General features: G+C 61.0%; 25 protein-coding genes. 8 read left to right on the top strand and 17 right to left on the bottom strand.

What is annotated here, in order from left to right; all coding sequences use genetic code 11:
- Positions 1-18 precede the first annotated feature (18 nt).
- From NN484_RS09970 to NN484_RS10005, 8 genes are all read right to left on the bottom strand, one after another.
- Complete coding sequence (locus NN484_RS09970) at positions 19-249, bottom strand: hypothetical protein (RefSeq protein WP_127647682.1); 231 nt, start codon at positions 247-249, stop codon at positions 19-21.
- Between the two features lie 121 nt (positions 250-370).
- Positions 371-601, bottom strand: coding sequence for a hypothetical protein (locus NN484_RS09975; RefSeq protein WP_127647681.1), 231 nt, complete (start codon positions 599-601; stop codon positions 371-373).
- 70 nt (positions 602-671) lie between these two features.
- Positions 672-2297 (bottom strand): ABC-F family ATP-binding cassette domain-containing protein, encoded by a 1626-nt coding sequence (locus tag NN484_RS09980; RefSeq protein ID WP_274659021.1) that lies wholly within the window; start codon positions 2295-2297, stop codon positions 672-674.
- Between the two features lie 146 nt (positions 2298-2443).
- The gene (locus NN484_RS09985) at positions 2444-3472 is read right to left on the bottom strand and encodes a DNA topoisomerase IB (RefSeq protein WP_274659022.1); all 1029 of its coding nucleotides are present in this window, start codon (positions 3470-3472) and stop codon (positions 2444-2446) included.
- A gap of 73 nt (positions 3473-3545) precedes the next feature.
- Entirely contained in the window at positions 3546-4625 is a 1080-nt protein-coding gene (gene modC / locus NN484_RS09990; RefSeq protein WP_274659023.1) for a molybdenum ABC transporter ATP-binding protein, read from the bottom strand.
- Between the two features lie 3 nt (positions 4626-4628).
- On the bottom strand, positions 4629-5309 hold the full coding sequence (modB, locus tag NN484_RS09995) for a molybdate ABC transporter permease subunit (protein WP_215499985.1): 681 nt from the start codon (positions 5307-5309) through the stop codon (positions 4629-4631).
- Positions 5310-6077 (bottom strand): molybdate ABC transporter substrate-binding protein, encoded by a 768-nt coding sequence (modA, locus tag NN484_RS10000; protein ID WP_274659024.1) that lies wholly within the window; start codon positions 6075-6077, stop codon positions 5310-5312. It lies immediately after the preceding gene.
- 165 nt (positions 6078-6242) lie between these two features.
- Complete coding sequence (locus NN484_RS10005) at positions 6243-7307, bottom strand: NAD(P)H-dependent flavin oxidoreductase (RefSeq protein WP_215499986.1); 1065 nt, start codon at positions 7305-7307, stop codon at positions 6243-6245.
- Positions 7308-7558: 251 nt separating this feature from the next.
- Between NN484_RS10005 and acuI the strand changes: the two genes are divergently transcribed.
- Positions 7559-8542, top strand: a complete 984-nt coding sequence (acuI, locus tag NN484_RS10010) for an acrylyl-CoA reductase (NADPH) (protein ID WP_274659025.1) — start codon at positions 7559-7561, stop codon at positions 8540-8542.
- A gap of 62 nt (positions 8543-8604) precedes the next feature.
- Positions 8605-9063: a GyrI-like domain-containing protein gene (locus tag NN484_RS10015; protein WP_274659026.1), complete on the top strand. Its 459-nt coding sequence runs from the start codon at positions 8605-8607 to the stop codon at positions 9061-9063.
- Here the strand turns inward: NN484_RS10015 and ada are convergent.
- The 5 genes from ada to NN484_RS10040 form a co-directional block, all read right to left on the bottom strand.
- The gene (gene ada / locus NN484_RS10020) at positions 9060-10127 is read right to left on the bottom strand and encodes a bifunctional DNA-binding transcriptional regulator/O6-methylguanine-DNA methyltransferase Ada (protein WP_215499989.1); all 1068 of its coding nucleotides are present in this window, start codon (positions 10125-10127) and stop codon (positions 9060-9062) included. The genes NN484_RS10015 and ada overlap by 4 nt on opposite strands.
- 86 nt (positions 10128-10213) lie before the next feature.
- Positions 10214-10879 carry a DNA oxidative demethylase AlkB gene (gene alkB / locus NN484_RS10025; protein ID WP_274659287.1) on the bottom strand — a complete coding sequence of 222 codons (666 nt, stop codon included), beginning with the start codon at positions 10877-10879 and terminating at the stop codon, positions 10214-10216.
- A 5-nt stretch (positions 10880-10884) separates the two neighbouring features.
- Positions 10885-11589, bottom strand: a complete 705-nt coding sequence (locus tag NN484_RS10030; protein ID WP_425518807.1) for a 2OG-Fe(II) oxygenase — start codon at positions 11587-11589, stop codon at positions 10885-10887.
- 99 nt (positions 11590-11688) lie between these two features.
- On the bottom strand, positions 11689-11859 hold the full coding sequence (locus tag NN484_RS10035) for a hypothetical protein (RefSeq protein WP_164747815.1): 171 nt from the start codon (positions 11857-11859) through the stop codon (positions 11689-11691).
- A 31-nt stretch (positions 11860-11890) separates the two neighbouring features.
- Positions 11891-12193 carry a DUF1883 domain-containing protein gene (locus NN484_RS10040; protein WP_024164475.1) on the bottom strand — a complete coding sequence of 101 codons (303 nt, stop codon included), beginning with the start codon at positions 12191-12193 and terminating at the stop codon, positions 11891-11893.
- A gap of 212 nt (positions 12194-12405) precedes the next feature.
- Here NN484_RS10040 and NN484_RS10045 point away from each other — a divergent pair, with 212 nt between their 5' ends.
- Together NN484_RS10045 and NN484_RS10050 are read left to right on the top strand one after the other, a co-directional pair.
- Complete coding sequence (locus NN484_RS10045; protein WP_127647755.1) at positions 12406-12762, top strand: hypothetical protein; 357 nt, start codon at positions 12406-12408, stop codon at positions 12760-12762.
- A gap of 72 nt (positions 12763-12834) precedes the next feature.
- Positions 12835-13065: a hypothetical protein gene (locus NN484_RS10050; RefSeq protein WP_274659028.1), complete on the top strand. Its 231-nt coding sequence runs from the start codon at positions 12835-12837 to the stop codon at positions 13063-13065.
- Between the two features lie 3 nt (positions 13066-13068).
- Here the strand turns inward: NN484_RS10050 and NN484_RS10055 are convergent, their stop codons facing one another.
- Both NN484_RS10055 and NN484_RS10060 read right to left on the bottom strand, forming a co-directional pair.
- Positions 13069-13356 (bottom strand): hypothetical protein, encoded by a 288-nt coding sequence (locus NN484_RS10055; protein ID WP_003225390.1) that lies wholly within the window; start codon positions 13354-13356, stop codon positions 13069-13071.
- Between the two features lie 152 nt (positions 13357-13508).
- The gene (locus NN484_RS10060; RefSeq protein WP_007964653.1) at positions 13509-13694 is read right to left on the bottom strand and encodes a hypothetical protein; all 186 of its coding nucleotides are present in this window, start codon (positions 13692-13694) and stop codon (positions 13509-13511) included.
- Positions 13695-13952: 258 nt separating this feature from the next.
- On the opposite strand from NN484_RS10060, the gene galU reads away from it, so the two are divergent.
- Entirely contained in the window at positions 13953-14792 is an 840-nt protein-coding gene (gene galU, locus NN484_RS10065) for a UTP--glucose-1-phosphate uridylyltransferase GalU (protein ID WP_007912230.1), read from the top strand.
- Positions 14793-15135: 343 nt separating this feature from the next.
- Here galU and NN484_RS10070 read toward each other — a convergent pair whose 3' ends face one another.
- Together NN484_RS10070 and NN484_RS10075 are read right to left on the bottom strand one after the other, a co-directional pair.
- A complete protein-coding gene (locus tag NN484_RS10070) occupies positions 15136-16884 on the bottom strand; it encodes a phosphoethanolamine transferase CptA (RefSeq protein WP_274659029.1) in 1749 nt (582 codons plus the stop codon).
- Between the two features lie 198 nt (positions 16885-17082).
- Positions 17083-17265 carry a DUF6026 family protein gene (locus NN484_RS10075; protein ID WP_003225385.1) on the bottom strand — a complete coding sequence of 61 codons (183 nt, stop codon included), beginning with the start codon at positions 17263-17265 and terminating at the stop codon, positions 17083-17085.
- A gap of 274 nt (positions 17266-17539) precedes the next feature.
- Here NN484_RS10075 and gnd point away from each other — a divergent pair, with 274 nt between their 5' ends.
- From gnd to NN484_RS10090, 3 genes are read left to right on the top strand one after another with little or no spacing between them, the layout of a single operon-like run.
- A complete protein-coding gene (gene gnd / locus NN484_RS10080) occupies positions 17540-18520 on the top strand; it encodes a phosphogluconate dehydrogenase (NAD(+)-dependent, decarboxylating) (protein WP_127647668.1) in 981 nt (326 codons plus the stop codon).
- The gene (gene zwf, locus NN484_RS10085; protein WP_274659030.1) at positions 18517-20040 is read left to right on the top strand and encodes a glucose-6-phosphate dehydrogenase; all 1524 of its coding nucleotides are present in this window, start codon (positions 18517-18519) and stop codon (positions 20038-20040) included. The genes gnd and zwf overlap by 4 nt, the downstream gene beginning before the upstream one ends.
- Positions 20037-20846: an HAD family hydrolase gene (locus NN484_RS10090; protein ID WP_274659031.1), complete on the top strand. Its 810-nt coding sequence runs from the start codon at positions 20037-20039 to the stop codon at positions 20844-20846. Before zwf ends, NN484_RS10090 begins: the two co-directional genes overlap by 4 nt.
- Positions 20847-20920: the final 74 nt, after the last annotated feature.

A 20920-nucleotide genomic window follows, 5' to 3' on the forward strand; every position in this document is an offset into this window, starting at 1 on the left:
TGTCGTTTATCGCTGCAATCATCTGAAACGAGGCAGTGGCCGTTCGACCGGTTGCAGCGCAGACAGGGTGCTGCGGATCAGCGGCGTGTCTTTTTCGATGTCGTTCAGGCGATCACGGATGCGCAGGGCGGTCGGGTGCCCGCCTTGGTGATCGACCCAGTCGGCGATCTCCTTGCAGGCCGCAGCAAGGCGCGCCTGACGGGAGTCGAGCAGGGTGAGGAGGGTGGTGATGGACTCTTTTTCGGACATGGAACACCTCCGTTCAGACAAACCGTTGAGAGGCAGCAAGAAGCCCGCGGGCTGCGAGCACTGCGCCGTTGGGGCGCTGGTCCGTCAGCTGAATTGAGTATAGACCCGGCCTGCCCTTGTATCAGCCGCTGGACTGGCGTGCCGGCAGTGGCGTGCTGGCGGCATTGAGCCGGCGACATTCGCGTCGGGCCTCTTCCTCAAGGTCGTAGCCATCACCGATGAAGCCACCAGTGCGGGTGTCGTTGATTCGATACCAACTGCTGGCCTCGGCGGGTTCCTGCAGGCTTTCTCCGGCGCGGCGACCGTGAATGATGATCTTGTTGCAGCGCTTCACGACAAAAATGTCTTCCATGGCGTCACCACAGCGAATAGGTGTCAGATCAACTATAGAAGCCTTGGCCAATCGTGCAAAAAATAGACAGTCAGTTCGTCGGTTGCAACCGCCAATCCCCATGATGCCAATCCAGGCGATGCGTCGGTTTCAAGGCCTGCAGAAAGTCCGGGTCGTGGGAAACCGCGACAATCGCCCCGGGAAACGTCTGCAATGCCTGTTCGAAAGCCTGTACCGAAGCCAGGTCCAGATGATTGCTCGGCTCATCAAGCAGCAACAATTGCGCGGGCGTCTGGCGCCACAACGCCACCGCCAGCGCTGCTTTCAAGCGTTCGCCGCCGCTCAGTGATGCGCTCGGTCGGGTGACCCGTTGCGCGTCCAGTTGCAGGTGCGCCAGATGGCTGCGCAATTCGCTTTCACTCAACGGACTCTGTAGCGCAATCAGTTGGTCGATGACGCTGAGGTGGTCGTCCAGCAATTTTAGCTGCTGGTCCAGATAGGCCACCGGAACATGGGTGGTGCATTCGCCGCTGACGGGGCGCAGTTCGCCGGCGAGCAGTTGGAGCAAGGTCGATTTGCCGCAGCCATTGGGACCATTGACCGCAACGCGCACGGGGCCGCTCAGCGTCAGATTGAACGCCTGTGTGCGCAGCCATGGCAGGCGCACGTCAATCAAGGTGCAGACATTGCGCGACGTGGGCACTGCGCTGCCGGGCAGGTTCATCATCACTGCATCGTCCGGGAGCACCTTGGCGTAGGCGTCACGCACCCGTGCGTCGAGTTCCGACTTGCGCTGCTGATGACCATGACGCACATGCCCCATGATCTGCCGTGCGGCGCCTTTGAGGCTGGCGCGTTCGAAGCCCGAGACATTGGCGGTTTTCGCGTTGCGCAAGGAGCGGGCGGCATGGCGCTGAATGGTGTCGTGCTCGCTTTTCAGGCGCTGCTGTTCACGGCGGCGTTCGGTTCGGCTTTGATCGAGCGTCGCTTGCGCCGCCGCCTGATGGATCTGCCGCTGCTGCTGATACGTGGAAAAGTTGCCACCGAACACCGTGGCGCCCGATGGCGTCAGTTCGACGATACGCTGCATGCGCTCAAGCAATTGCCGGTCATGGCTGACGACGATCAATCCGCCGCGCCAGCGTTGCAGCTCACTCATCAGCCAGCGCCGGCCGGCGGCGTCCAGATGATTGGTCGGCTCATCCAGCACCAGCAGGCGCGCCGGACTCAGGAAGGCGCCGATCAGCGCCAGTCGGGCTTGTTGGCCACCGCTCAGCGACTGAGTCAAATCCGAGGGGACAATGTCCGGCAGGCCGGCGTCATTCAGCCATTGGCGCAGACGTTCGGGCAGATCCCAGCGTTCGCCAAGGGTGTCGAAATCTTCCTCCGATGCCTCGCCCCGCTGCAGGCGTTGCAGTGCGCGAAGGGCGGCAGCGGTGCCGGTGGCGTCGGCCACGGTCTGCCCCGGTTCGACGATGAAGGTTTGCGCCACATAGGCCACGGTGACCGCACAAGTGACGCTGCCGGCAGTGGGTTGCAAGCGCCCGGCAATCAGCCGGGCCAGCACACTTTTACCGACGCCATTGCGCCCGACGATCGCGGTGTGCAGGTGATCGAATTGCAGATTCAGGTCGTTGAAAATCGTCTCGCCATTGGCGAACCGAAAAGCTGTTTGATTCAGGGAGACGAGGGCAGGCGTACGCGAGACGTGAGTCATCGGCACCTCCGAAAAATGTCGTGAGCAGTGACAGGCGCGATTCAGCGCGTGCCGCGATTACATTTTCAGAAGGCTGGATTGTTCACTGTCTGCGGTTGTCCTGAAGAGGGGAAAGGTGGCTAGCCTAGATCAGCTGTCCGCCTCGATCAAGGCGTCTTCATCATTTGCTCCAGAAACATCGCCAGCGCCACCTCCTCGGAACGCAGGCCCTTGCGCACTCGCGGGCGTGGCAGTTCGGCCAGCGCACCCAGCATGAAACGCTCGACCACTGCCGGATGGATGTAGCACTTGCGGCACACCGCCGGAGTGTTGCCCAGCTGTTTGGCCACGTTCTTGACCATGTCGACCACATGCCGTTTGGCCTCGGCTTCCGATTCCCATTGCAGCTCGCGCAACACCGCCAGGGCCAGCGCGCTGCCGGCCCAGGTGCGGTAATCCTTGGCGGTGAAGTCGGCGCCGGTGAGGGTTTGCAGGTAGGCGTTGACGTCGTGCGAGCTGATGGTGTGTCGCTCGCCTTTTTCGTCCAGGTACTGGAACAGATTCTGCCCGGGAATCTCCAGGCAACGCTTGATGATTCGCGCCAGGCGCCGGTCCTTGACGGTGATCTGATGCTCGATGCCGCTCTTGCCGCGGAACTGGAACAGGATCGCGCTGCCGTTGACCTCGACATGCCGGCTGCGCAGGGTGGTCAGGCCGTAGGAGCGGTTGTCCCGCGCGTACTGACTGTTGCCGACGCGGATCAGCGTGGCGTCGAGCAGCGTGATGACAGTGGCCATGACCTTGTCGCGGCTGAAGCCCGGTGCGGCCAGCAGGGTTTCGAGCTGTTTGCGCAACTTTGGCAGCGCCAGGCCGAATTCCCGCAGGCGCGAGTATTTATCGGCGTCGCGCACCTCCCGCCAGCGCGGGTGATATCGATACTGCTTGCGGCCCCGGGCATCGCGGCCGGTGGCTTGCAAATGGCCGCGCGGGTCGGCGCAGATCCACACGTCGGTGTAGGCCGGTGGCACCGCCAATGAGTTGATCCGCTTGATCTCGTCGGGCTCGGTGATGCGCTGGCCGGCCGGATCGAAATAGGCGAATTTACCGCGCAGTTTTTTGCGGGTGAGGCCGGGTTGGGTGTCATCGACGTAATGCAGATCGGGTGGGAGCACGTCGGCTGGCGCAGTGTCGGGCATGGCGGAGGTCCTTGGCGGTCATTCGCTTTGTTACAGCGATTGACCGCGCGCCGTTGCCGTCGTGCCAACGGATTCAGGCCAGGACTGCGACGGCCTTGATCTGCGCCCACAAATGCTGGCCCGGGTGGATACCGAGCTGATCCCGGGAGAAACGTGTGATCCGCGCCAACAGCGGCGTGCCACCGGCGTCCAGTCGAATCAGCACATGCGCGGTGTTGTCCGCCGGCTGCTCGCTGACCACGGTGACCGGCAACCGATTGAGGATGCTGCTGGCCTCGCTGTTGTGCTGACTCAGGCTGATGTCCCGGGCGTGCACCTTGGCGCGCAGGGTCTGGCCGACGACCATCGGCGCGTGCGTCACGCGCAGGTTCATTTCAGTGGCCGGCAGTTGCAGGCTGAGCAACTGATAATCGGCGTCGTAGGCACTGACCTGGCCTTCGATGATCACCCCGGCGTCGTCGCCCATCGCCATTGGCAGGTCAAGGCGCGCGAGGGTTTCGCCAATCGGGCCGCTGGCCAAGGCCTTGCCGTCGCTGAGCAACACCAGATGATCGGCCAGCCGAGCGACTTCATCCTGAGCGTGGCTGACATACAGCACTGGAATGTCCAGCTCATCGTGCAGTCGCTGCAGGTACGGCAGGATTTCGTTTTTGCGCTGGCTGTCGAGGGCGGCCAATGGCTCATCCATCAGCAGCAGCCTGGGGCTGGTCAACAGTGCCCGGGCGATTCCGACTCGCTGGCGTTCGCCGCCGGACAGATGCTGCGGATGACGCTCCAGCAAATGGCCGATCCCCAGCAGTTCGGTGGCTTGCGCCATGTCGACCCGACGCTGGGCCTTGGCGATGCGTTTGAGGCCGAACTGCAGGTTGGCCAGCACCGACAGGTGCGCAAACAGGCTGGCCTCCTGGAACACATAACCCAGCGCACGTTTGTGCGGCGGGACAAAAATCCGTCGTTCGCTGTCCTGCCAGACTTCGTCGTTGACCCGGATAAAACCCTGCTGGGCGCGTTCAAGGCCGGCGATGCAACGCAAACAGGTGGTTTTGCCCGAGCCGGAATGACCATACAGCGCGGTCACGCCACGCCCCGGCAAGTGCAAGTCGACATCCAGGCTGAACCCCGGATAAGTGATGTTCATACGTGCATCAATCATTGATCAGCTCCAGCCCGCGCGAGTCTTGCGGCTGGAGTACAGCACCAGCAACACCAGAAACGAAAACACCAGCATGGCCCCGGCCAGCCAGTGGGCCTGGGCGTATTCCATGGCCTCGACATGGTCGTAGATCTGCACCGAGACCACCCGGGTCTTGTCGGGAATATTGCCGCCGATCATCAGCACCACACCGAATTCGCCGACGGTGTGCGCGAAACCGAGGATCGCCGCTGTGACAAAACCGGGGCGCGCCAGCGGCAGTATCACGCTGAAAAAAGTGTCCCACGGATTGGCGCGCAAGGTTGCGGCTACTTCCAGCGGGCGGGTGCCGATCGCGGAGAACGCGTTTTGCAACGGTTGCACCACAAACGGCATGGAATAGATCACCGAGCCGATCACCAGCCCGGTGAAGCTGAACGTCAGGGTGCCCAGGCCCAGCCACTGGGTGAACTGCCCGAGAACGCCATTGGGCCCCATCATCAGCAGCAGATAGAAACCGATCACGGTCGGTGGCAGCACCAGGGGCAGGGCGACGATTGCCCCGATCGGCCCGCGCAGCCACGAACGGCTGCGCGACAGCCACAAGGCAATCGGCGTGCCGACGACCAGCAAGATGGCGGTGGTCAGGGACGCCAGTTTCAGGGTCAGCCAGATCGCCGCGAAGTCGGCACTTGAGAGCGACATTTAGCGTTGGTAGCCGTAGGACTTGATGACCGCAGCGGCTTTCGGGCCTTTGAGGTACTCAACCAGCGCTTTGGCGGCGGCGCTGTCCTTGCCTTTGTTCAGAATCACCGCGTCTTGTTTGATCGGGTCGTGCAGGCTGGCTGGAACGATCCACGCCGAACCGCCGGTGACCTTGCCGTCCTTGTAGATCTGCGACAGCGCAACGAAGCCCAGTTCGGCGTTGCCGGTGGACACGAACTGGTACGCCTGGGTGATGTTCTGGCCTTCGACGATCTTGGCTTTGGTCGCTTCCGTCAGCTTGAGTTTTTCCAGCACCTGAGTGGCGGCCAGACCGTACGGCGCGGCTTTCGGGTTGGCGATCGACAGGTGCTGGTATTCGTTCTTCTTCAGCACGTCACCTTTGGCATCGACATAACCTTCTTTCGCCGACCACAGTGCCAGTGTGCCGATGGCGTAGGTGAAGCGCGAGCCTTTGACGGTGTCGCCTTCTTTTTCCAGTTTTTGCGGGGTGGTGTCGTCAGCCGAGAGGAACACTTCGAACGGCGCGCCGTTCTTGATCTGGGTGTAGAACTGGCCGGTGGCTCCGTAGGCGGCGACCAGTTTGTGCCCGGTGTCTTTCTCGAAATCAGCTGCAATCGCCTGGATCGGAGCGCTGAAGTTAGCGGCAACCGCCACTTGTACTTCATCAGCCTGAGCGGCGCCCAAGGTGAACACTGCCAGCAAAGAGGCCAGGCAGGTGGGGGCAAAACGTGAGGCACGAATGGTCATGTAACAGCTCCGTTATTGGCGAGTGCAGAAGGCAGTTATTGCTGGAAGTGGACTGCCCGATACGAGAGTTAACGCTATATAGCGAAATATATAGCGAAATGCCGCTAAACAGGAAGTGCTGACGAAGACAGGGTGAGGCTGTGCCATGCCTCGCCCTGTGGCAGATCAGCGGCGGACCCGTTTTGCCAGGGCGCCTTCCGCCAGTTGCCGGGTCAGTTCGGCGCTGTCCAGTTCCTTGCCCAGTGGAAATGCCTGACCGGCCCAGAGGTTACTGAACTGCGCTTCGCTTTTGGCGCGCAACGGCATCAATGCGCCACCGGCCAGCGGGAACGCCGGAGCTTTGTCCGACATCGGCCCAATTTCGCGCATCACCCGATTGAGAATGCCCCGAGCCGGGCGCCCGGTGAACAGGTTGGTCACGGCGGTTTCGCTTGCCTTGGCGCTGCGAAGCGCCTGGCGATGGGAGGCGCTGACTTTCGCTTCTGGCGTGAACAGATACGCGGTGCCGACCTGCACCGCCGATGCACCGAGCATCAATGCCGCCGCCACCCCCCGGGCATCGGCAATCGCGCCGGCAGCAATCACCGGCACGTTGACCGCATCGGCGATCTGCGGCACCAGGGCAAAGGTGCCGACCTGACTGCTCAAGTCATCGCTGAGAAACATCCCGCGGTGCCCGCCAGCCTCGTAACCCATGGCGATAATTGCATCGCAACCATTCTGCTCAAGCCACACTGCTTCATCGACGGTGGTGGCAGACGAGAGGATTTTCGCGCCAGTGGCCTTGACCCGATCCAGCAGGGATTTCTCCGGCAGGCCGAAGTGAAAACTCACCACTGGCGGGCGAAATTCTTCCAGCACGGCGCACGCCGCCGCATCGAATGGCGCGCGGTTGGAAACCGGTGTCGGCGCATCGAAGTCGACGCCCAGTTCGTGGTAGTACGGTTCCAGCAGATCCTTCCAGTCCCGCGCGCGTTGTTCATCGGCGGCTGGTGGCTGATGGCAGAAGAAATTGACGTTGAACGGTTTGCGGGTCTGTTCACGAATGGTCTTCAGTTCTTCGCGCAGTTGCTCGGTGCTCAGCATCGCCGCCGGCATCGAACCCAACCCGCCCGCGTTGCACACGGCGATCACCATGGCTGAGGTCGTGGCGCCGGCCATGGGGGCCTGGATGATCGGCAATTCGATGCCAAGCAGGTCAAGGATGCGGGTGTCAGGCCATTGACTCATGGAAGCGGTTCTCCGAACGATGAAACGAGGCAGGGACGGCAGAGCCGGTTTTTTAACAGTAAAACCGGACCCAGGGCCAGCCCGATTTTTCCGCGCATGGACAGTCGCCCGCCGTCAGCGTCAGTGGGGACCGCCCCCGCTTCACAATTACCTGGCGGATGTGCGAGTTGGCGCAAAGTCGGGTGGGGCAATGTGTTGCTTTGTGTTATTTCAAGGCGCGAGGATTTGAATCCATTGAGTGAGAGGCAGCCATGTTCAACGGCATTTTGATCGACAAAGACGACAACGGTTACCACGCCAGCCTGCAACCGATCAGCGAAGCGCAGTTACCTGAAGGCAACGTGACGGTGAAGGTCGCGTACAGCACGCTGAACTTCAAGGATGGTCTGGCGATTACCGGCAGCAGTCCGGTGGTGCGCAAGTTTCCGATGGTGCCGGGGATCGACCTGGCGGGCACGGTCGAGGTCAGCTCGCATCCCGACTACAAGGCCGGTGACCAGGTGCTGCTCAATGGCTGGGGCGTGGGCGAGAGTCACTGGGGCGGGTTGGCGCAAAAGGCGCGGCTCAATGGCGACTGGCTGATTCCTTTGCCCAAGGCCTTTACTGCCGCGCAAGCAATGGCCATCGGCACCGCCGGCTACACGGCGATGCTGTGCATTCTGGCGCTGGAGCGTAACGGCGTCACCGCCGATCAAGGCGAAGTGCTGGTGACCGGCGCCAATGGCGGGGTGGGCAGTTTCGCCATCGCGCTGCTCAGCAAGCTGGGCTATCGCGTGGTGGCGTCCACCGGCCGGGTGTCCGAGCATGAGTACCTGAAGCAACTGGGCGCCAGCGAAATCATCGATCGCGTCACCCTGTCAGAGCCGGGCAAGCCGCTGGCCAAGGAACGCTGGGCCGGCGTGATCGATTCGGTCGGCAGTCACACGCTGGCCAACGCCTGCGCCAGTACCCGTGCCGAAGGGACCGTGGCGGCCTGCGGTCTGGCCCAGGGCATGGATTTCCCGGCATCGGTGGCGCCGTTCATTCTGCGCGGCGTGACCCTGGCCGGGATCAACAGCGTGACCCAACCCAAGGCACGGCGGATAGAGGCCTGGGAGCGTCTGGCCAAGGACCTGAACTTCGCGTTGTTGCCCTTGATCAGCCACGAAATCGCCCTGAGCGAAGCTATCGACGCGGCGCCGAAACTGCTCGCCGGACAGCTGCGCGGCAGGGTTGTGGTCGACGTCAATCGCTGACACAGTGAGTGCCATTGCGGCCCATCGTGGCCGCACTTCTATGACAGGGAGCGGTATTTTCGATGGACTTGAAACGACAGCCAATCGACGCTTTCACCGTGGCCGGCCTGCGCGTGCGTACCACCAATGCCGCGGAGCACCAAGCCGCGACCGCGAAGATCGGTCCGATGTGGGGCCAGTTTTTCAGCGAAGAACAAGCCGAGAGCATTCCCGGCAAGATCCCTGGCTCAGCGATTTATGGTGTGTATTCGGCGTACGAGTCCGATGCCTCGGGGGCGTTCGATGTCACCGCGGGTGTTGCGGTGAATGCGCGGGGAAAAGGTTACGAAGCGGTGCAGATCGAAGCGGGCGAGTACCTGGTGTTCGAAGCGCAGGGCACGTTGCCTGAGGCGGTCATTGCAACCTGGGGGCGGATCTGGACATTCTTTGAAGCCAACCCGCAGATTCAGCGCCGCTACGCCACCGACTTCGAGGCCTATACCGGCCCCGAATCTGTGTCGGTCCATATCGGCGTTCGCTAAGGTTGGGTTTCACGTTCCAGCAACTGGCGCTTGCGCTCCACGCCCCAGCGATACCCCGAGAGATTGCCATCGCTGCGCACCACGCGATGGCACGGAATCGCCACCGCCAGACGGTTGGCGCCGCACGCCTGCGCCACGGCGCGCATGGAGGTCGGCGCACCGATGCGTTGGGCGATCTCGGCGTAGCTTGCGGTGCGGCCAGCCGGGATCTCCCGCAGCGCTTGCCACACCCGCTCCTGAAACGCGGTGCCGCGCACGTCCAGTGGCAAGTCGAGACCCAGCGCGGGCGCCTCGATGAAGCCCACCACTTTGGCGATCAACTGTTCGAACCCGGCGTCGGCGCCAATCAAGTTGGCCTGGCGAAACTGATCCTGCAGATCGCACACCAGTTGATGCGGATCGTCGCCCAACAGAATCGCGCACACGCCGCGCTCACTCTGAGCCACCAGAATCGCCCCGAGCGAGCATTGGCCGACGGCAAAATGTATGTCGTTGTTGCGCCCGGCGGCGCGATAGTCACCGGGTTTCATGCCCAATACCTTGTCGGCCGATTCGTAAAAGCGGCTGTTGGAGTTGAACCCGGCGTCGTACAGCGCAGCGGTCACCGAACCGCCGTCCGCCAGTCGTTCACGCACCCTGCGCGAGCGGTGCGCCGCCGCATAACCCTTGGGCGTCAGGCCGGTTGCAGCCTTGAACACTCGGTGAAAATGGAAAGGACTGAGGCCGGCGGCTTCGGCGAGTTCGTTGAGCGCCGGCGCGGTTTCGCAGCTTTCGATCTGCCGACAGGCCAGCGCCACGGTCGCGGCGTGTTGGGCGGCGACGTCAGTCTGATCCTTGCGGGTGCGTTTGCTCGGGCGATAACCCGCAGCCTCGGCGGCTTCGGCGCTGTCGAAAAACTCGACGTTCTGCGGCTTGGGCAACCGCGAGAGGCTGCTGGGGCGGCAATAGATGCCGGTGGTTTTCACCGCATAGACAAACTGCCCGTCGGCCTGTGGGTCCCGTGCAACGACGGCAGCCCAGCGTGGATCGGTTTCAACGTTGATGATCGGCGAAAGCTTTTTCATGGCGAGTAGTCCGTTGACCTGTTTGATTCAGGTTAACCAGCGGCGATGTTGGCAACACTCCGCGCCTTGCGGTCAAATTTTTCAGCTTACCCGGCGACGCGAAAGGTCAGGTTGATCCGTCGTTCGCCCAGCGCTGGATGCCGGCCAGGCTTGATCGGCAGCACGCCGTGAAAACGCAAGCGATCGACGCCGCCCCAGACCACCATGTCGCCATGCAGCAGGGGAATGCGCTGGCTCTTGTCGCTGCGGGCAAAACCACCGAACAGGAACATCGCTGGCAAGCCCAGGGACAGAGAAACGATCGGTGCTGCGTAGGCATGTTCGTCTTTGTCCTGATGCAAAGACATCTTGGCCCCGGGGACATATTGGTTGATCAGGCAGGAATCTGCGTTGAAGTCGGCAAATCCTGCGCGTTGCGCCGCGGCTTGCGCCAGTTCGGACAGCACCTGCGGCATTGCCGGCCAAGGCCTGCCGCTCAGTGGGTCCACGGTGCTGTAGCGATAACCGCTGCGATCGGTGATCCAGCCCAGCGCCCCGCAACTGCTGGTGCCCACCGACATGCTGAAGCCGCCCGGGGTGACCATGTGGCGTACGGGCGCTGCGGCGAGAATGGTATCCAGCACCGGCAACACCTGATCGACAACCGGCAGGGCGAAGCCGCGCAACACCCACGACTGTTCGCCGATCTGCTCGGCACGGGGTTGTTGCGCGGGTTCGTGGTCGGCGAACAGGTCGAAGGTGGTCGGTTGCATGCTGCTCATGTGGCGTCGTGGAAGATGATGCCTAGGGTATGCCGATTTCCGCTGTGCAGGCGACTGACGCCATGACGCATGGTCACCCGATAGTCGCCGCGCGTGCCTCTGACCGGGCGCTGGTTCACCGCGAAGATCAGCGCATCGCCTTGTTGCAGGTCCACCACGTGCGGGCGCGATTGCATGCGCGGGCGCTGCTCGGTCAGGACGAATTCGCCGCCGGTAAAGTCTCGCCCAGGCGCTGACAGAAGAATCGCCACTTGCAGTGGGAAAACCAGTTCTCCGTACAGATCCTGATGCAGGCAGTTGTAGTCCTGAGGGCCGTACTGCAACAACAGCGGCGTCGGCCGCAACTGACCGGCATCGCGGCAGCGCTGAAGAAGCTCGGCATGTGTCGCCGGAAAACCTGCGGGCAAACTCATGCGTTCGTACCAACGGTTGGCCAACGGCACCAGGCGCGGATACAGCGCGTTGCGCAGGCGCTCGATTGTCGTCGGCAGGGGATAGCGAAAGTACTTGTATTCCCCTCGACCGAAACCGTGGCGGGCCATGACGACCTGCGAGCGAAACGGTTCGGTCTGCGGATACAGGGCACTCAGGCGCTCACAGGTCTGGGGCGAGAGCAGCGCGCGGATGATGGCGTGGCCTCGCTCATCCAGTTGCTGTTCGAGGCTGGCCCAATCGAGCGCATCCAGCCGTGACGGGGACATTGACATGCTGACTCCTGAACGCTTGGTCGAGGCTGTCAGTCTGCGCAGGTCCTGGCGGCAGAACACTCCGCCGCTTGCGGTCGAATCCGGGGTGTTGCGTTACAGGGCTTTGCTGACGGCGATGTCGCTGATCACGTCGTCAGACTGGCCGTGGATGGCGTCCAGCGCCGCCTTGGCCTCTTCCACGGTGCCTTGCTCCAGTTGCGCGAACTCGAAGCGGCGCTCGCCGTTGAGTTTGTATTTGATGACGTATTTGGTCGTTTGGGCCACGGTCGTGCTTACCTTTTGCGTTGGGGGCGACTCAGCTCAGTTTGGAGCTGGAGCGGCGGATGATCTTGATCGAATGGGTCAGGGTCGGTTTGCGCGTGACGCTGATGGCGCGGCGGTTGACGGTGTCGATGGTGATGTTCCAGAAACCGGTGCTCGGCGCGGTGATGCGCGCAGGAAACGTGTCGAAAGCGCCGCCATGGTAGGTGTGGCGTCCGCCGTTTTTGAACGCGCGGAAGTTGGCGTCGTTCATCAGGCGAATGTTGCAGGTTTGCGAGCATTGGATGACGACGATGTCGTCTTCATTGAGGTGCTCGCGCTGGTGAATGAATTTCATGGGCGCCTCCAAAAGGGCTTTTTCTACTAAATCAAAACGATAGCATGTGCGATTGGCGCAGTTTATCAGCCCGGACGGGTTATTATCCCGCCGTCGAGCGCCGCTTCGACAATTTAAAACAGTTATTCGCGATTCGATGCGGGTTTAATGGAGTGAGCCTCGGAGAAAAATGGCATTACTGCTGTCCGACGGTCTTTATGGGAGGTGTTTGTATGAAGTGGGGTGTGGTGTGTCTGCCGTTGATATTGGCTGTGGGTGGTTGCGCGAGTGTTTCCGAAATCAATGAAACGTTGCCGACCATGAGCGTGATTTCCGGCAAGAAACCCCATGAGTATGCTCAGTGCCTGGCGGACAAGCTTGCCAACAGTCGTGGCGCGCTGCAGATGCAGCCGCACAAGGAGGGTGTTCGAGTGATTGTTCCCGGGAAATTTTCCACCGGCGCGGCCGCCGTGTTTGACATCGAAGATCGCTCCGGCGGCAGCAGCATCAAGCTGCATGAGCGCATGTCCAATGTGCCGATTCGTCCTCGTGATGTGCAAAACGCCGCCAATGCCTGTATTTCCGGCTGATAGACTAATAGTTATCAGCACCAATGCCGTCACAGCCATGCTGTGGCGGCATTTTCATTTCTGGAGTCGCGCATGAAGCGAGAGCAAGTACGGGAGCGCCACGCAGAAGGCCTGATTTCTGCCACGCATGTGATTCAGAACCCGGCCAATTCGGGGGAGTGGATCGTGTTTTTCAAGAAGAGCGCCGGGCGCAGCTATTTTCTGGTGGACGATAACGACGAAGTCGAATCCTTCACCCGACTTGACGACCTGATCGAGGTCGTACGCGCACTCGGGATCAAATTCGCCGAGATTCACATGTAGGGTCTATTTGCAGACCACCACCACGCTGCGGTTTTTGTAGTTGCCGACATCGACCCCCAGGGTCTTGTCGCTTTCCTTCGGCGCCGGCGTGCCATCGGTACCGACAATGCGATACCCGGTGCCGGCGCAAGAGGCATCGGCTTTTTCGTAGCAGGTCGCCCAGGAGTTGGCCTCGCCGGAGCAGTCGATGGTCAGGCCCTGTTCGCCGTTGTTCAGGTAGGTGGTTTGCGAGGTGGCACAGCCACCGAGGGCCAATACCGCGATCAGCGGCAGCAATCTGTTCATGTTCATAGGTGTGTCGTCTTCAGCGAGGGAGGGGCTAAACGCTCTGACAGCGCCGCAGTGAAAAGGTTATAGCGATTGGCCACTTGTTTGCACGGATCTTTCGCGTCGCCATTAAAAAGCCCTGCGCAGGGGCAGGGCTCGGTCCGTGTCGCAGTCGATCAGTCCTGATCTTTGCCGCGGCGTTTGGACGATGCCGGGGTGTCGGTGAACACCGAGGCTACATCAGTCGCCAACTGCTCGCTGTCGAAAGGTCCGGCAATGTGTTCGCCATTGGTCGTGGTCAGATTCCACTTGCCGTCTTTCTTGTCGATCACATACCCGTTGATGATTTTTACCGCGGCCATCTATCTGTCTCGTTCGCTGGTTCAAAGGCGCCATGATACCGACAAATGCTCACATTGGGGGGCGATGAGCGTATGGTGATGCAGCGCCTCTGCGCCTTTGAGCTACTCTGATTTCGCCGCTCGAAGATGGCAACGGAACTATCGGCGAGAATATTTCTCTATGTTGGCATCGGTTAGCCAGTGCGGGGCATTGTAAGGTGCACGCCGCCTGATTAGACTGCGCCGAAACTCGTACACACAGCCCTTTCAAGGACTTATATGATCAAGAAATGCTTGTTCCCAGCAGCCGGTTACGGTACTCGCTTCCTGCCAGCGACTAAAGCCATGCCCAAAGAAATGCTGCCGGTGGTAAACAAGCCACTGATCCAGTACGGCGTTGAAGAAGCTCTGGACGCTGGCCTTACAGAAATCTCCATTGTGACCGGTCGTGGCAAGCGCGCGCTGGAAGACCACTTCGACATCAGCTACGAGCTGGAAAACCAGATCAAGGGCACCGACAAGGAAAAATACCTGGTCGGCATCCGCAAGCTGCTGGACGAGTGCTCGTTCTCCTACACCCGTCAGACCGAAATGAAAGGCCTGGGCCACGCGATCCTGACCGGTCGCCCGCTGATCGGTGACGAACCGTTCGCCGTGGTACTGGCGGACGACCTGTGCGTCAACCTCGAAGGCGACGGCGTCCTGACCCAGATGGTCAAACTGTACAAGCAGTTCCGCTGCTCGATCATCGCTATTCAAGAAGTCGACCCGCAGGAAACCAGCAAGTACGGTGTGATCGCCGGCGAGATGATCCGCGACGACATCTACCGCGTACACAGCATGGTCGAGAAGCCAAAGCCGGAAGACGCGCCGTCGAACCTGGCGATCATCGGCCGTTACATCCTGACTCCGGACATCTTCGACCTGATCGAACAGACCGAGCCGGGTAAGGGCGGTGAAATCCAGATCACCGACGCCCTGATGAAGCAGGCCCAGAACGGCTGCGTCATGGCTTACAAGTTCAAGGGCAAGCGTTTTGACTGCGGTGGCGCTGAAGGCTACATCGAAGCAACCAACTTCTGCTTCGAGAACTTCTACAAGACTGGCAAGGCTTACTGATAACGCCGGATCTGCAACGCAAAGGGTGTGAGAACAGCCTTTGCGCAGCACCCACAAACGCCCCGACCTGTTCGGGGCGTTTGCTTTTGTGCAGGAAAAACCCTTGAGCCTGGCAGCGCGATTTAGTGACGCTCTCTGAGCGCGCTGGCTGCTTGTTTGAGGGGGAGGGGATGGTCGAGCAGCCGTTGCCGTCCCGATTCCTTTCAAGCGGCACAGCAGGGGCTTGCACAAGCGAGCAACCTGTCCGCCCAGAACGAAAAAAGCTCCATATCTTTCGATACGGAGCTTTTTCTTTATGCGTTACGCCGATTGCGAACGTTTGAAGCCGGCGTGTTTTACACGGTTATTGCTGCACGACATTCGCAGCGCCCGGGTCGACTTTCTTCGGCTTCATCAGGCTGAAGTCGATCAAGGACCGTTGTTCGCGTTCGTACGGGTTGCCGATCAGCAGCGGGCGCGGCTTGAAGCTGTCGCTGACCAGGCTCTTGCTGCGGTCCAGTTCATCGAAACTCAAGCCGGCCATGTCTGCCCAGGTGTGAATCAGGTGCGAGCTGCTGTACGGTCGCTGCAGATCGGCGGCGAAGTTCCAGGCATGGTCCTCGCGCCATTTCGGCGAGGCCCAGGCCATGAACGGGATGGTGTACATCGGCGCCGTCGGCTTGTTCTCGTTACGGCCCAGGGTGTTGTGGCCGACCGAGTCGAACACGTCTTCGCCGTGGTCGGAGAGATACAGCAGGAAACCGTTCGGATCGGACTTGGCGTAGTCCTTGATCAGGCTCGATACCACGAAATCGTTGTACAGCACGGCGTTGTCGTAGCTGTTGTAGGTCGGCACCTGATCGTCACGCACACCGGCCGGGACGCCATCGCGATCCTGGAACTTGTCGAACGTTGGCGGATAACGGTACTGGTAGCTCATGTGAGTACCGAGCAGGTGCACGACGATCAGCTTGCGCGGTGCCGGGTCGGTCAACGCCTTGTTGAACGGCTCGATCACGTCGCCATCGTATTGCGCGGCGTTCTGGTTGCGGTTGTTGTTCAGGTATACCTGCTCGTCGGCTTGTTCGGAGAACGTCGTGAGCATGGTGTTGCGCTTGGTCATGGTCTGCTGGTTGGTGATCCAGAACGTCTTGTAACCGGCCTGTTTCATCATGCTGACCAGCGACGGCGTGGACAGGTACAGGTCCGGATTTTCTTCGTCGGCGAAGGTCAGGACCTGCTGCAGCGCTTCAATGGTGTAAGGGCGCGGGGTGATGACGTTGTCGAACACCGCGAGCTGATCCTTGAGCTTGTCCAGTTCCGGCGTGGTCTTGCGCGGATAGCCGTACAGGCTCATACGCTGACGGTTGGTCGATTCACCGATCACCAGCACCAGAGTCGAAGGTTTGTCGGCGTCGGCAGCCTTGAGGTTGTGCAGCGGCGGCACTTTGCTCGTGCTGTGCAGCATGTCCTGCATGCCGGCCAGGGTGTCGAGGTAACGATGGTAAGCCACGGCCATTTGCCAAGGCACGGCAGGCTCGATGCGGTCTTCGAACTTCTCGAAGCCGCCGGCGAAACTGCCGGTGCGCTGGGTCTGTTTGATCAGCGGGTAGCCGACCACGGCGATGATGATCGCGATTGCAGCAACGAATGCGCGGCCACGGGGCATGTATACCGGGCGCAGGCGGGTCCACAGGAAGTAGGCGAACACGGTATGGGCGAGGAACGCCGGAATCATCCACCAGGCAAAGTATTGGGTCATGTACTCGCCGGCTTCAGAGACGTTCGACTCGAACATGATGAAGATGACGCTTTGCGAGAATTCCTGCTGATAGATGAAGAAATAACCCAGGCTGGCCATCGAGCAGGCCCACAGGACTACGCCGATCAGTGCGGCCAGCAGTTTGGTACGTTTGGGAAACGCCAGCATCGGGGCGAGCCAGAGCGCACTCATCACGAAGGCCTGACGGAATCCGCTGAAACCGGAGGTGCCGGTCAGTTGGATCAGCAGTTGGGTGATACCCGAGAAATACCAGAAGAACGCGAAAAGCCAGAGAACCCCAGCCCAGTCGAAACCTGTCGCAGTCGTTTTGCTGCGTTTGAACAATGCCATTCAGCACTCCAGCTCATCGTCACTAACCACCGCCGGAACGCTTCATGAAACCGACGAACGGAAGCCGCGCGCAAACGCACGGCCAGAATGGGCGCGAGTATTACGAACAGAATGTGAAAACTTCGTTAGTTGCTGATTGCTGGCAGGGGAGGATCATGCCGGGAACGACAGGCGCCGTTCCCGAAACTGGCGGGCAGGTCAGGCGTGCGGGTTGCGCTGGACAACCGGCAAGGGTTTGGGCTGAGCGCCCTGGGTCAGCGAGCGCAGCTGCGCCAGCTCCTGCTTCAACTGGTCGCGCTCGTCTTTCAACTGACGCAATTCATCGCGACGGATCGTGACGTACAGGGTTTGTGGCGGCATTGCTGTGTGTACTGTGCCCATTGCTCACCTCGCAAATGGCGTGTCTCAACTGCAAATCGTCCCCGGTCCGGGGCTACTGACTTGCTATCGGCGCCAATTTTGATTTCTTTTGCCCGTGAATGGAACTTTTTTATTTTTCATGGTCGGTGTGTCTTCGGCACGTTTCCCGACGTTATCAGTCTGGATCGGGCACAATGCCCGGAAACTTCGGCCCGACGCTCTGGACTAACCTCCATTAGTCGCGTTGGGCTATAACCAATGTCACCTATTTATTTGTAGTAAGGAGCATCAGCACATGCAACTCGGGATTATTGGACTGGGCCGCATGGGCGGCAATATTGCGCGGCGCCTGATGCTCAACGGGCACACCACCGTTGTTTACGACCGCAATACCGCCTTTGTCGATACCCTGACCGCCGAGGGCGCCACGGGCGTTGCCGACTTGCCAGCACTGGTCGCCGGCCTGGCCAAGCCACGCGCCGTATGGGTCATGCTGCCGGCCGGCGCACCGACCGAAGACACCATTGAAACCCTGAGCAACCTGCTGGAAGCCGGCGACACCATCATCGATGGTGGCAACACCAACTATAAGGATGACATTCGCCGGGCCAGGACGCTGGCCGAGAAGGGCCTGCATTACATCGACGTCGGCACCTCCGGCGGCGTCTGGGGCCTGGAGCGCGGCTATTGCATGATGATCGGCGGCGACGCCGAGACCGTGAACCGTCTCGACCCGCTGTTCGCCGCACTGGCGCCGGGCATGGGCGAGATTCCGCGCACCAAGGATCGCAAGTCCGAGGATCACCGCGCCGAGCACGGCTACATCCACGCCGGTCCTGCCGGTGCCGGGCACTTCGTGAAGATGATTCACAACGGCATCGAGTACGGCATGATGGCGGCCTTCGCCGAAGGCTTCGACATCCTCAAGACCAAGTCCAGCGAGCGTCTGCCGGAAGATCAGCGTTTCGACCTGAACGTCGCTGACATCGCCGAAGTGTGGCGTCGTGGCAGCGTGGTGTCGTCCTGGCTGCTCGACCTGACGGCTGATGCGCTGGCGAGCGATCCGAAGCTCGACGGCTTCTCCGGTTCGGTGGCCGACAGCGGCGAAGGCCAATGGACCATCGAAGCGGCCATGGAGCAAGCGGTGCCGGTACCGGTGCTGTCGAACTCGCTGTTCTCGCGCTACCGCTCGCGCGGCCAGGGCACCTTTGGCGACAAGATTCTTTCGGCCCAGCGCTTCGGCTTCGGCGGCCACGTGGAGACACCGAAGAAATGACCCATACGATCCGCAGAAAATCCAAGGCAGAATCCGCACCACCGACCACGCTGTTTTTGTTCGGTGCTCACGGCGACCTGGTCAAGCGCTTGCTGATGCCGGCGCTGTACAACCTCAGTCGCGACGGCTTGCTTGACGAAAATCTGCGGATCGTCGGCGTTGATCACAACGCCATTACCGATGAAGCCTTCGCGCAAAAACTCGAAGACTTCATCCGTACCGAAGTGGCGGCGAAGGTCGGCAAGGGCGATCAGATGCTTGATCCGGCCTTGTGGGCCAAGCTCGCCAAAGGTATCAGCTACGTCCAGGGCGACTTCCTGGACGACAGCACTTATTCCGCGCTGGCGGCGAAAATCGCCGACAGCGGCACTGGCAATGCGGTGTTCTACCTGGCCACCGCGCCGCGTTTCTTCAGTGAAGTGGTGCGCCGTCTTGGCGCCGCCAGACTGCTGGAAGAAACCCCCGAAGCGTTCAGAAGGGTGGTGATCGAGAAGCCGTTCGGCTCCGATCTGCACACGGCCGAAGCGTTGAACGCCTGTTTGCTCAAGGTCATGTCCGAGAAGCAGATCTATCGGATCGACCATTACCTGGGCAAGGAAACCGTGCAGAACATTCTGGTCAGCCGGTTCTCCAACAGCCTGTTCGAAGCGTTCTGGAACAACCATTACATCGACCACGTGCAAATCACCGCCGCCGAAACCGTCGGCGTCGAAACCCGTGGCAGTTTTTACGAGCACACCGGTGCGCTACGCGACATGGTGCCCAATCACCTGTTCCAGTTGCTGGCGATGGTCGCCATGGAACCGCCGGCCGCGTTCGGCGCTGATGCCGTGCGTGGCGAGAAGGCCAAAGTGGTCGGCGCGATCCGTCCATGGACCGTCGAAGAGGCGCGGGCCAACTCGGTACGCGGCCAGTACAGCGCTGGCGAACTCGATGGCAAACCGTTGGCCGGCTATCGCCAGGAAGCCAACGTGTCGCCCGACAGCAACACTGAAACCTACGTCGCGCTGAAGGTCATGATCGACAACTGGCGCTGGGTCGGCGTTCCGTTCTATTTGCGCACCGGCAAGCGCATGAGCGTGCGTGACACCGAAATCGTCATCTGCTTCAAACCGGCACCGTACGCGCAATTCCGTGACACCGAGGTCGACGAGCTGCAACCTACCTATCTGCGCATCCAGATCCAGCCCAACGAAGGCATGTGGTTCGACCTGCTGGCCAAACGGCCGGGGCCGGCGCTGAACATGGCCAACATCGAACTGGGCTTCGCCTACAAAGACTTTTTCGAGATGCAGCCGTCCACCGGCTATGAAACGCTGATCTACGACTGCCTGACCGGCGACCAGACGCTGTTCCAGCGCGCCGACAATATCGAGAACGGCTGGCGCGCGGTGCAACCGTTCCTCGACGCCTGGCAGCAGGACGCGAGCGTGCAGACCTACGCCGCCGGTGAAGACGGCCCGCAGGCGGCCAATGATCTGCTGACTCGCGACGGTCGCGTCTGGCATGGCCTGGGATGAGTGACTCGATCCGCTTTCTGCTCAGCGACATGGACGGCACGCTGTTGCTGCCCGATCACAGCCTGAGTCAGCGCACCATCGACGCCGTTCGCTCGCTGCGCGAGGCCGGCGTGTTGTTCAGCCTGGCGACCGGTCGCCCGCCCAAAGCCATGTTGCAGCAGATCGAAGCCCTGGGCGTCGACCTGCCGACCGCCGCCTTCAATGGCGGCACCATCGTCAACCCGGATGGCAGCCTGCTGGTGGCGCATTACCTGCCCGCGACGACGGCGTTGATTGCCCTGGCGTTGTTCGCCGATCAACCGGAGGTCGAAATCTGGGTGTTCAGCGGTGGCGACTGGTTGCTCAAGGATCCGCACGGGCCGATGGTGCCGCGCGAACAGCACGGCCTCGGTTATCCGCCGGTGGTGGTCGAGAGTTTCGAACCGTATCTGGAGCGCATCGACAAAATCGTCGCCACCAGCAACAACACGGATCTGCTGATCGAGCTTGAGGCGCGCCTGCTGCCCGAGGTCAACGGCATGGCACAGGTTTCGCGCTCGCAACCGGTGTACCTGGACGTGACGGCGCTGGAAGCCAACAAGGGCACCGCGCTGGCGACCATTGCCGCGCATCTTGGCATCCCGCTGAAACAGACGGCGGCGATTGGCGATGGCGGCAACGACCCGGCCATGTTCCATTGCGCGGGACTGTCGATTGCCATGGGGCAGGCGGAAGAGACGGTGAAGCGTCAGGCCGATGTGATTACCGGGCCAAACACTGAAGATGGTGTGGCCGAGGCGATTGAAAAGTACATCCTCCCGCGCTGAACAAACGCAAAAACAACTGTAGGAGTGAGCCTGCTCGCGATGACGGTGTGTCAGGCAACATATGAGGTGCCTGA

Origin of the sequence: Pseudomonas serboccidentalis (genome assembly GCF_028830055.1) — a bacterium.
Taxonomy (GTDB): Bacteria; Pseudomonadota; Gammaproteobacteria; order Pseudomonadales; family Pseudomonadaceae; genus Aquipseudomonas; species Aquipseudomonas serboccidentalis.

What these genes read in the sequence shown, in the direction of transcription:
- modB (WP_215499985.1), bottom strand. Translation starts at nt 5,309, where the DNA reads ATGTCGCTCTCAAGTGCCGACTTCGCGGCGATCTGGCTGACCCTGAAA.
- modA (WP_274659024.1), bottom strand. Translation starts at nt 6,077, where the DNA reads ATGACCATTCGTGCCTCACGTTTTGCCCCCACCTGCCTGGCCTCTTTG.
- NN484_RS10055 (WP_003225390.1), bottom strand. Translation starts at nt 13,356, where the DNA reads ATGAACATGAACAGATTGCTGCCGCTGATCGCGGTATTGGCCCTCGGT.
- gnd (WP_127647668.1), top strand. Translation starts at nt 17,540, where the DNA reads ATGCAACTCGGGATTATTGGACTGGGCCGCATGGGCGGCAATATTGCG.
- NN484_RS10040 (WP_024164475.1), bottom strand. Translation starts at nt 12,193, where the DNA reads ATGAAATTCATTCACCAGCGCGAGCACCTCAATGAAGACGACATCGTC.
- NN484_RS10015 (WP_274659026.1), top strand. Translation starts at nt 8,605, where the DNA reads ATGGACTTGAAACGACAGCCAATCGACGCTTTCACCGTGGCCGGCCTG.
- modC (WP_274659023.1), bottom strand. Translation starts at nt 4,625, where the DNA reads ATGATTGATGCACGTATGAACATCACTTATCCGGGGTTCAGCCTGGAT.
- NN484_RS10045 (WP_127647755.1), top strand. Translation starts at nt 12,406, where the DNA reads ATGAAGTGGGGTGTGGTGTGTCTGCCGTTGATATTGGCTGTGGGTGGT.
- zwf (WP_274659030.1), top strand. Translation starts at nt 18,517, where the DNA reads ATGACCCATACGATCCGCAGAAAATCCAAGGCAGAATCCGCACCACCG.
- galU (WP_007912230.1), top strand. Translation starts at nt 13,953, where the DNA reads ATGATCAAGAAATGCTTGTTCCCAGCAGCCGGTTACGGTACTCGCTTC.
- NN484_RS10030 (WP_425518807.1), bottom strand. Translation starts at nt 11,589, where the DNA reads ATGTCCCCGTCACGGCTGGATGCGCTCGATTGGGCCAGCCTCGAACAG.
- NN484_RS10090 (WP_274659031.1), top strand. Translation starts at nt 20,037, where the DNA reads ATGAGTGACTCGATCCGCTTTCTGCTCAGCGACATGGACGGCACGCTG.
- acuI (WP_274659025.1), top strand. Translation starts at nt 7,559, where the DNA reads ATGTTCAACGGCATTTTGATCGACAAAGACGACAACGGTTACCACGCC.
- NN484_RS10070 (WP_274659029.1), bottom strand. Translation starts at nt 16,884, where the DNA reads ATGGCATTGTTCAAACGCAGCAAAACGACTGCGACAGGTTTCGACTGG.
- NN484_RS09975 (WP_127647681.1), bottom strand. Translation starts at nt 601, where the DNA reads ATGGAAGACATTTTTGTCGTGAAGCGCTGCAACAAGATCATCATTCAC.
- ada (WP_215499989.1), bottom strand. Translation starts at nt 10,127, where the DNA reads ATGAAAAAGCTTTCGCCGATCATCAACGTTGAAACCGATCCACGCTGG.
- NN484_RS09980 (WP_274659021.1), bottom strand. Translation starts at nt 2,297, where the DNA reads ATGACTCACGTCTCGCGTACGCCTGCCCTCGTCTCCCTGAATCAAACA.
- alkB (WP_274659287.1), bottom strand. Translation starts at nt 10,879, where the DNA reads ATGCAACCGACCACCTTCGACCTGTTCGCCGACCACGAACCCGCGCAA.
- NN484_RS09985 (WP_274659022.1), bottom strand. Translation starts at nt 3,472, where the DNA reads ATGCCCGACACTGCGCCAGCCGACGTGCTCCCACCCGATCTGCATTAC.
- NN484_RS09970 (WP_127647682.1), bottom strand. Translation starts at nt 249, where the DNA reads ATGTCCGAAAAAGAGTCCATCACCACCCTCCTCACCCTGCTCGACTCC.
- NN484_RS10075 (WP_003225385.1), bottom strand. Translation starts at nt 17,265, where the DNA reads ATGGGCACAGTACACACAGCAATGCCGCCACAAACCCTGTACGTCACG.
- NN484_RS10005 (WP_215499986.1), bottom strand. Translation starts at nt 7,307, where the DNA reads ATGAGTCAATGGCCTGACACCCGCATCCTTGACCTGCTTGGCATCGAA.
- NN484_RS10060 (WP_007964653.1), bottom strand. Translation starts at nt 13,694, where the DNA reads ATGGCCGCGGTAAAAATCATCAACGGGTATGTGATCGACAAGAAAGAC.
- NN484_RS10050 (WP_274659028.1), top strand. Translation starts at nt 12,835, where the DNA reads ATGAAGCGAGAGCAAGTACGGGAGCGCCACGCAGAAGGCCTGATTTCT.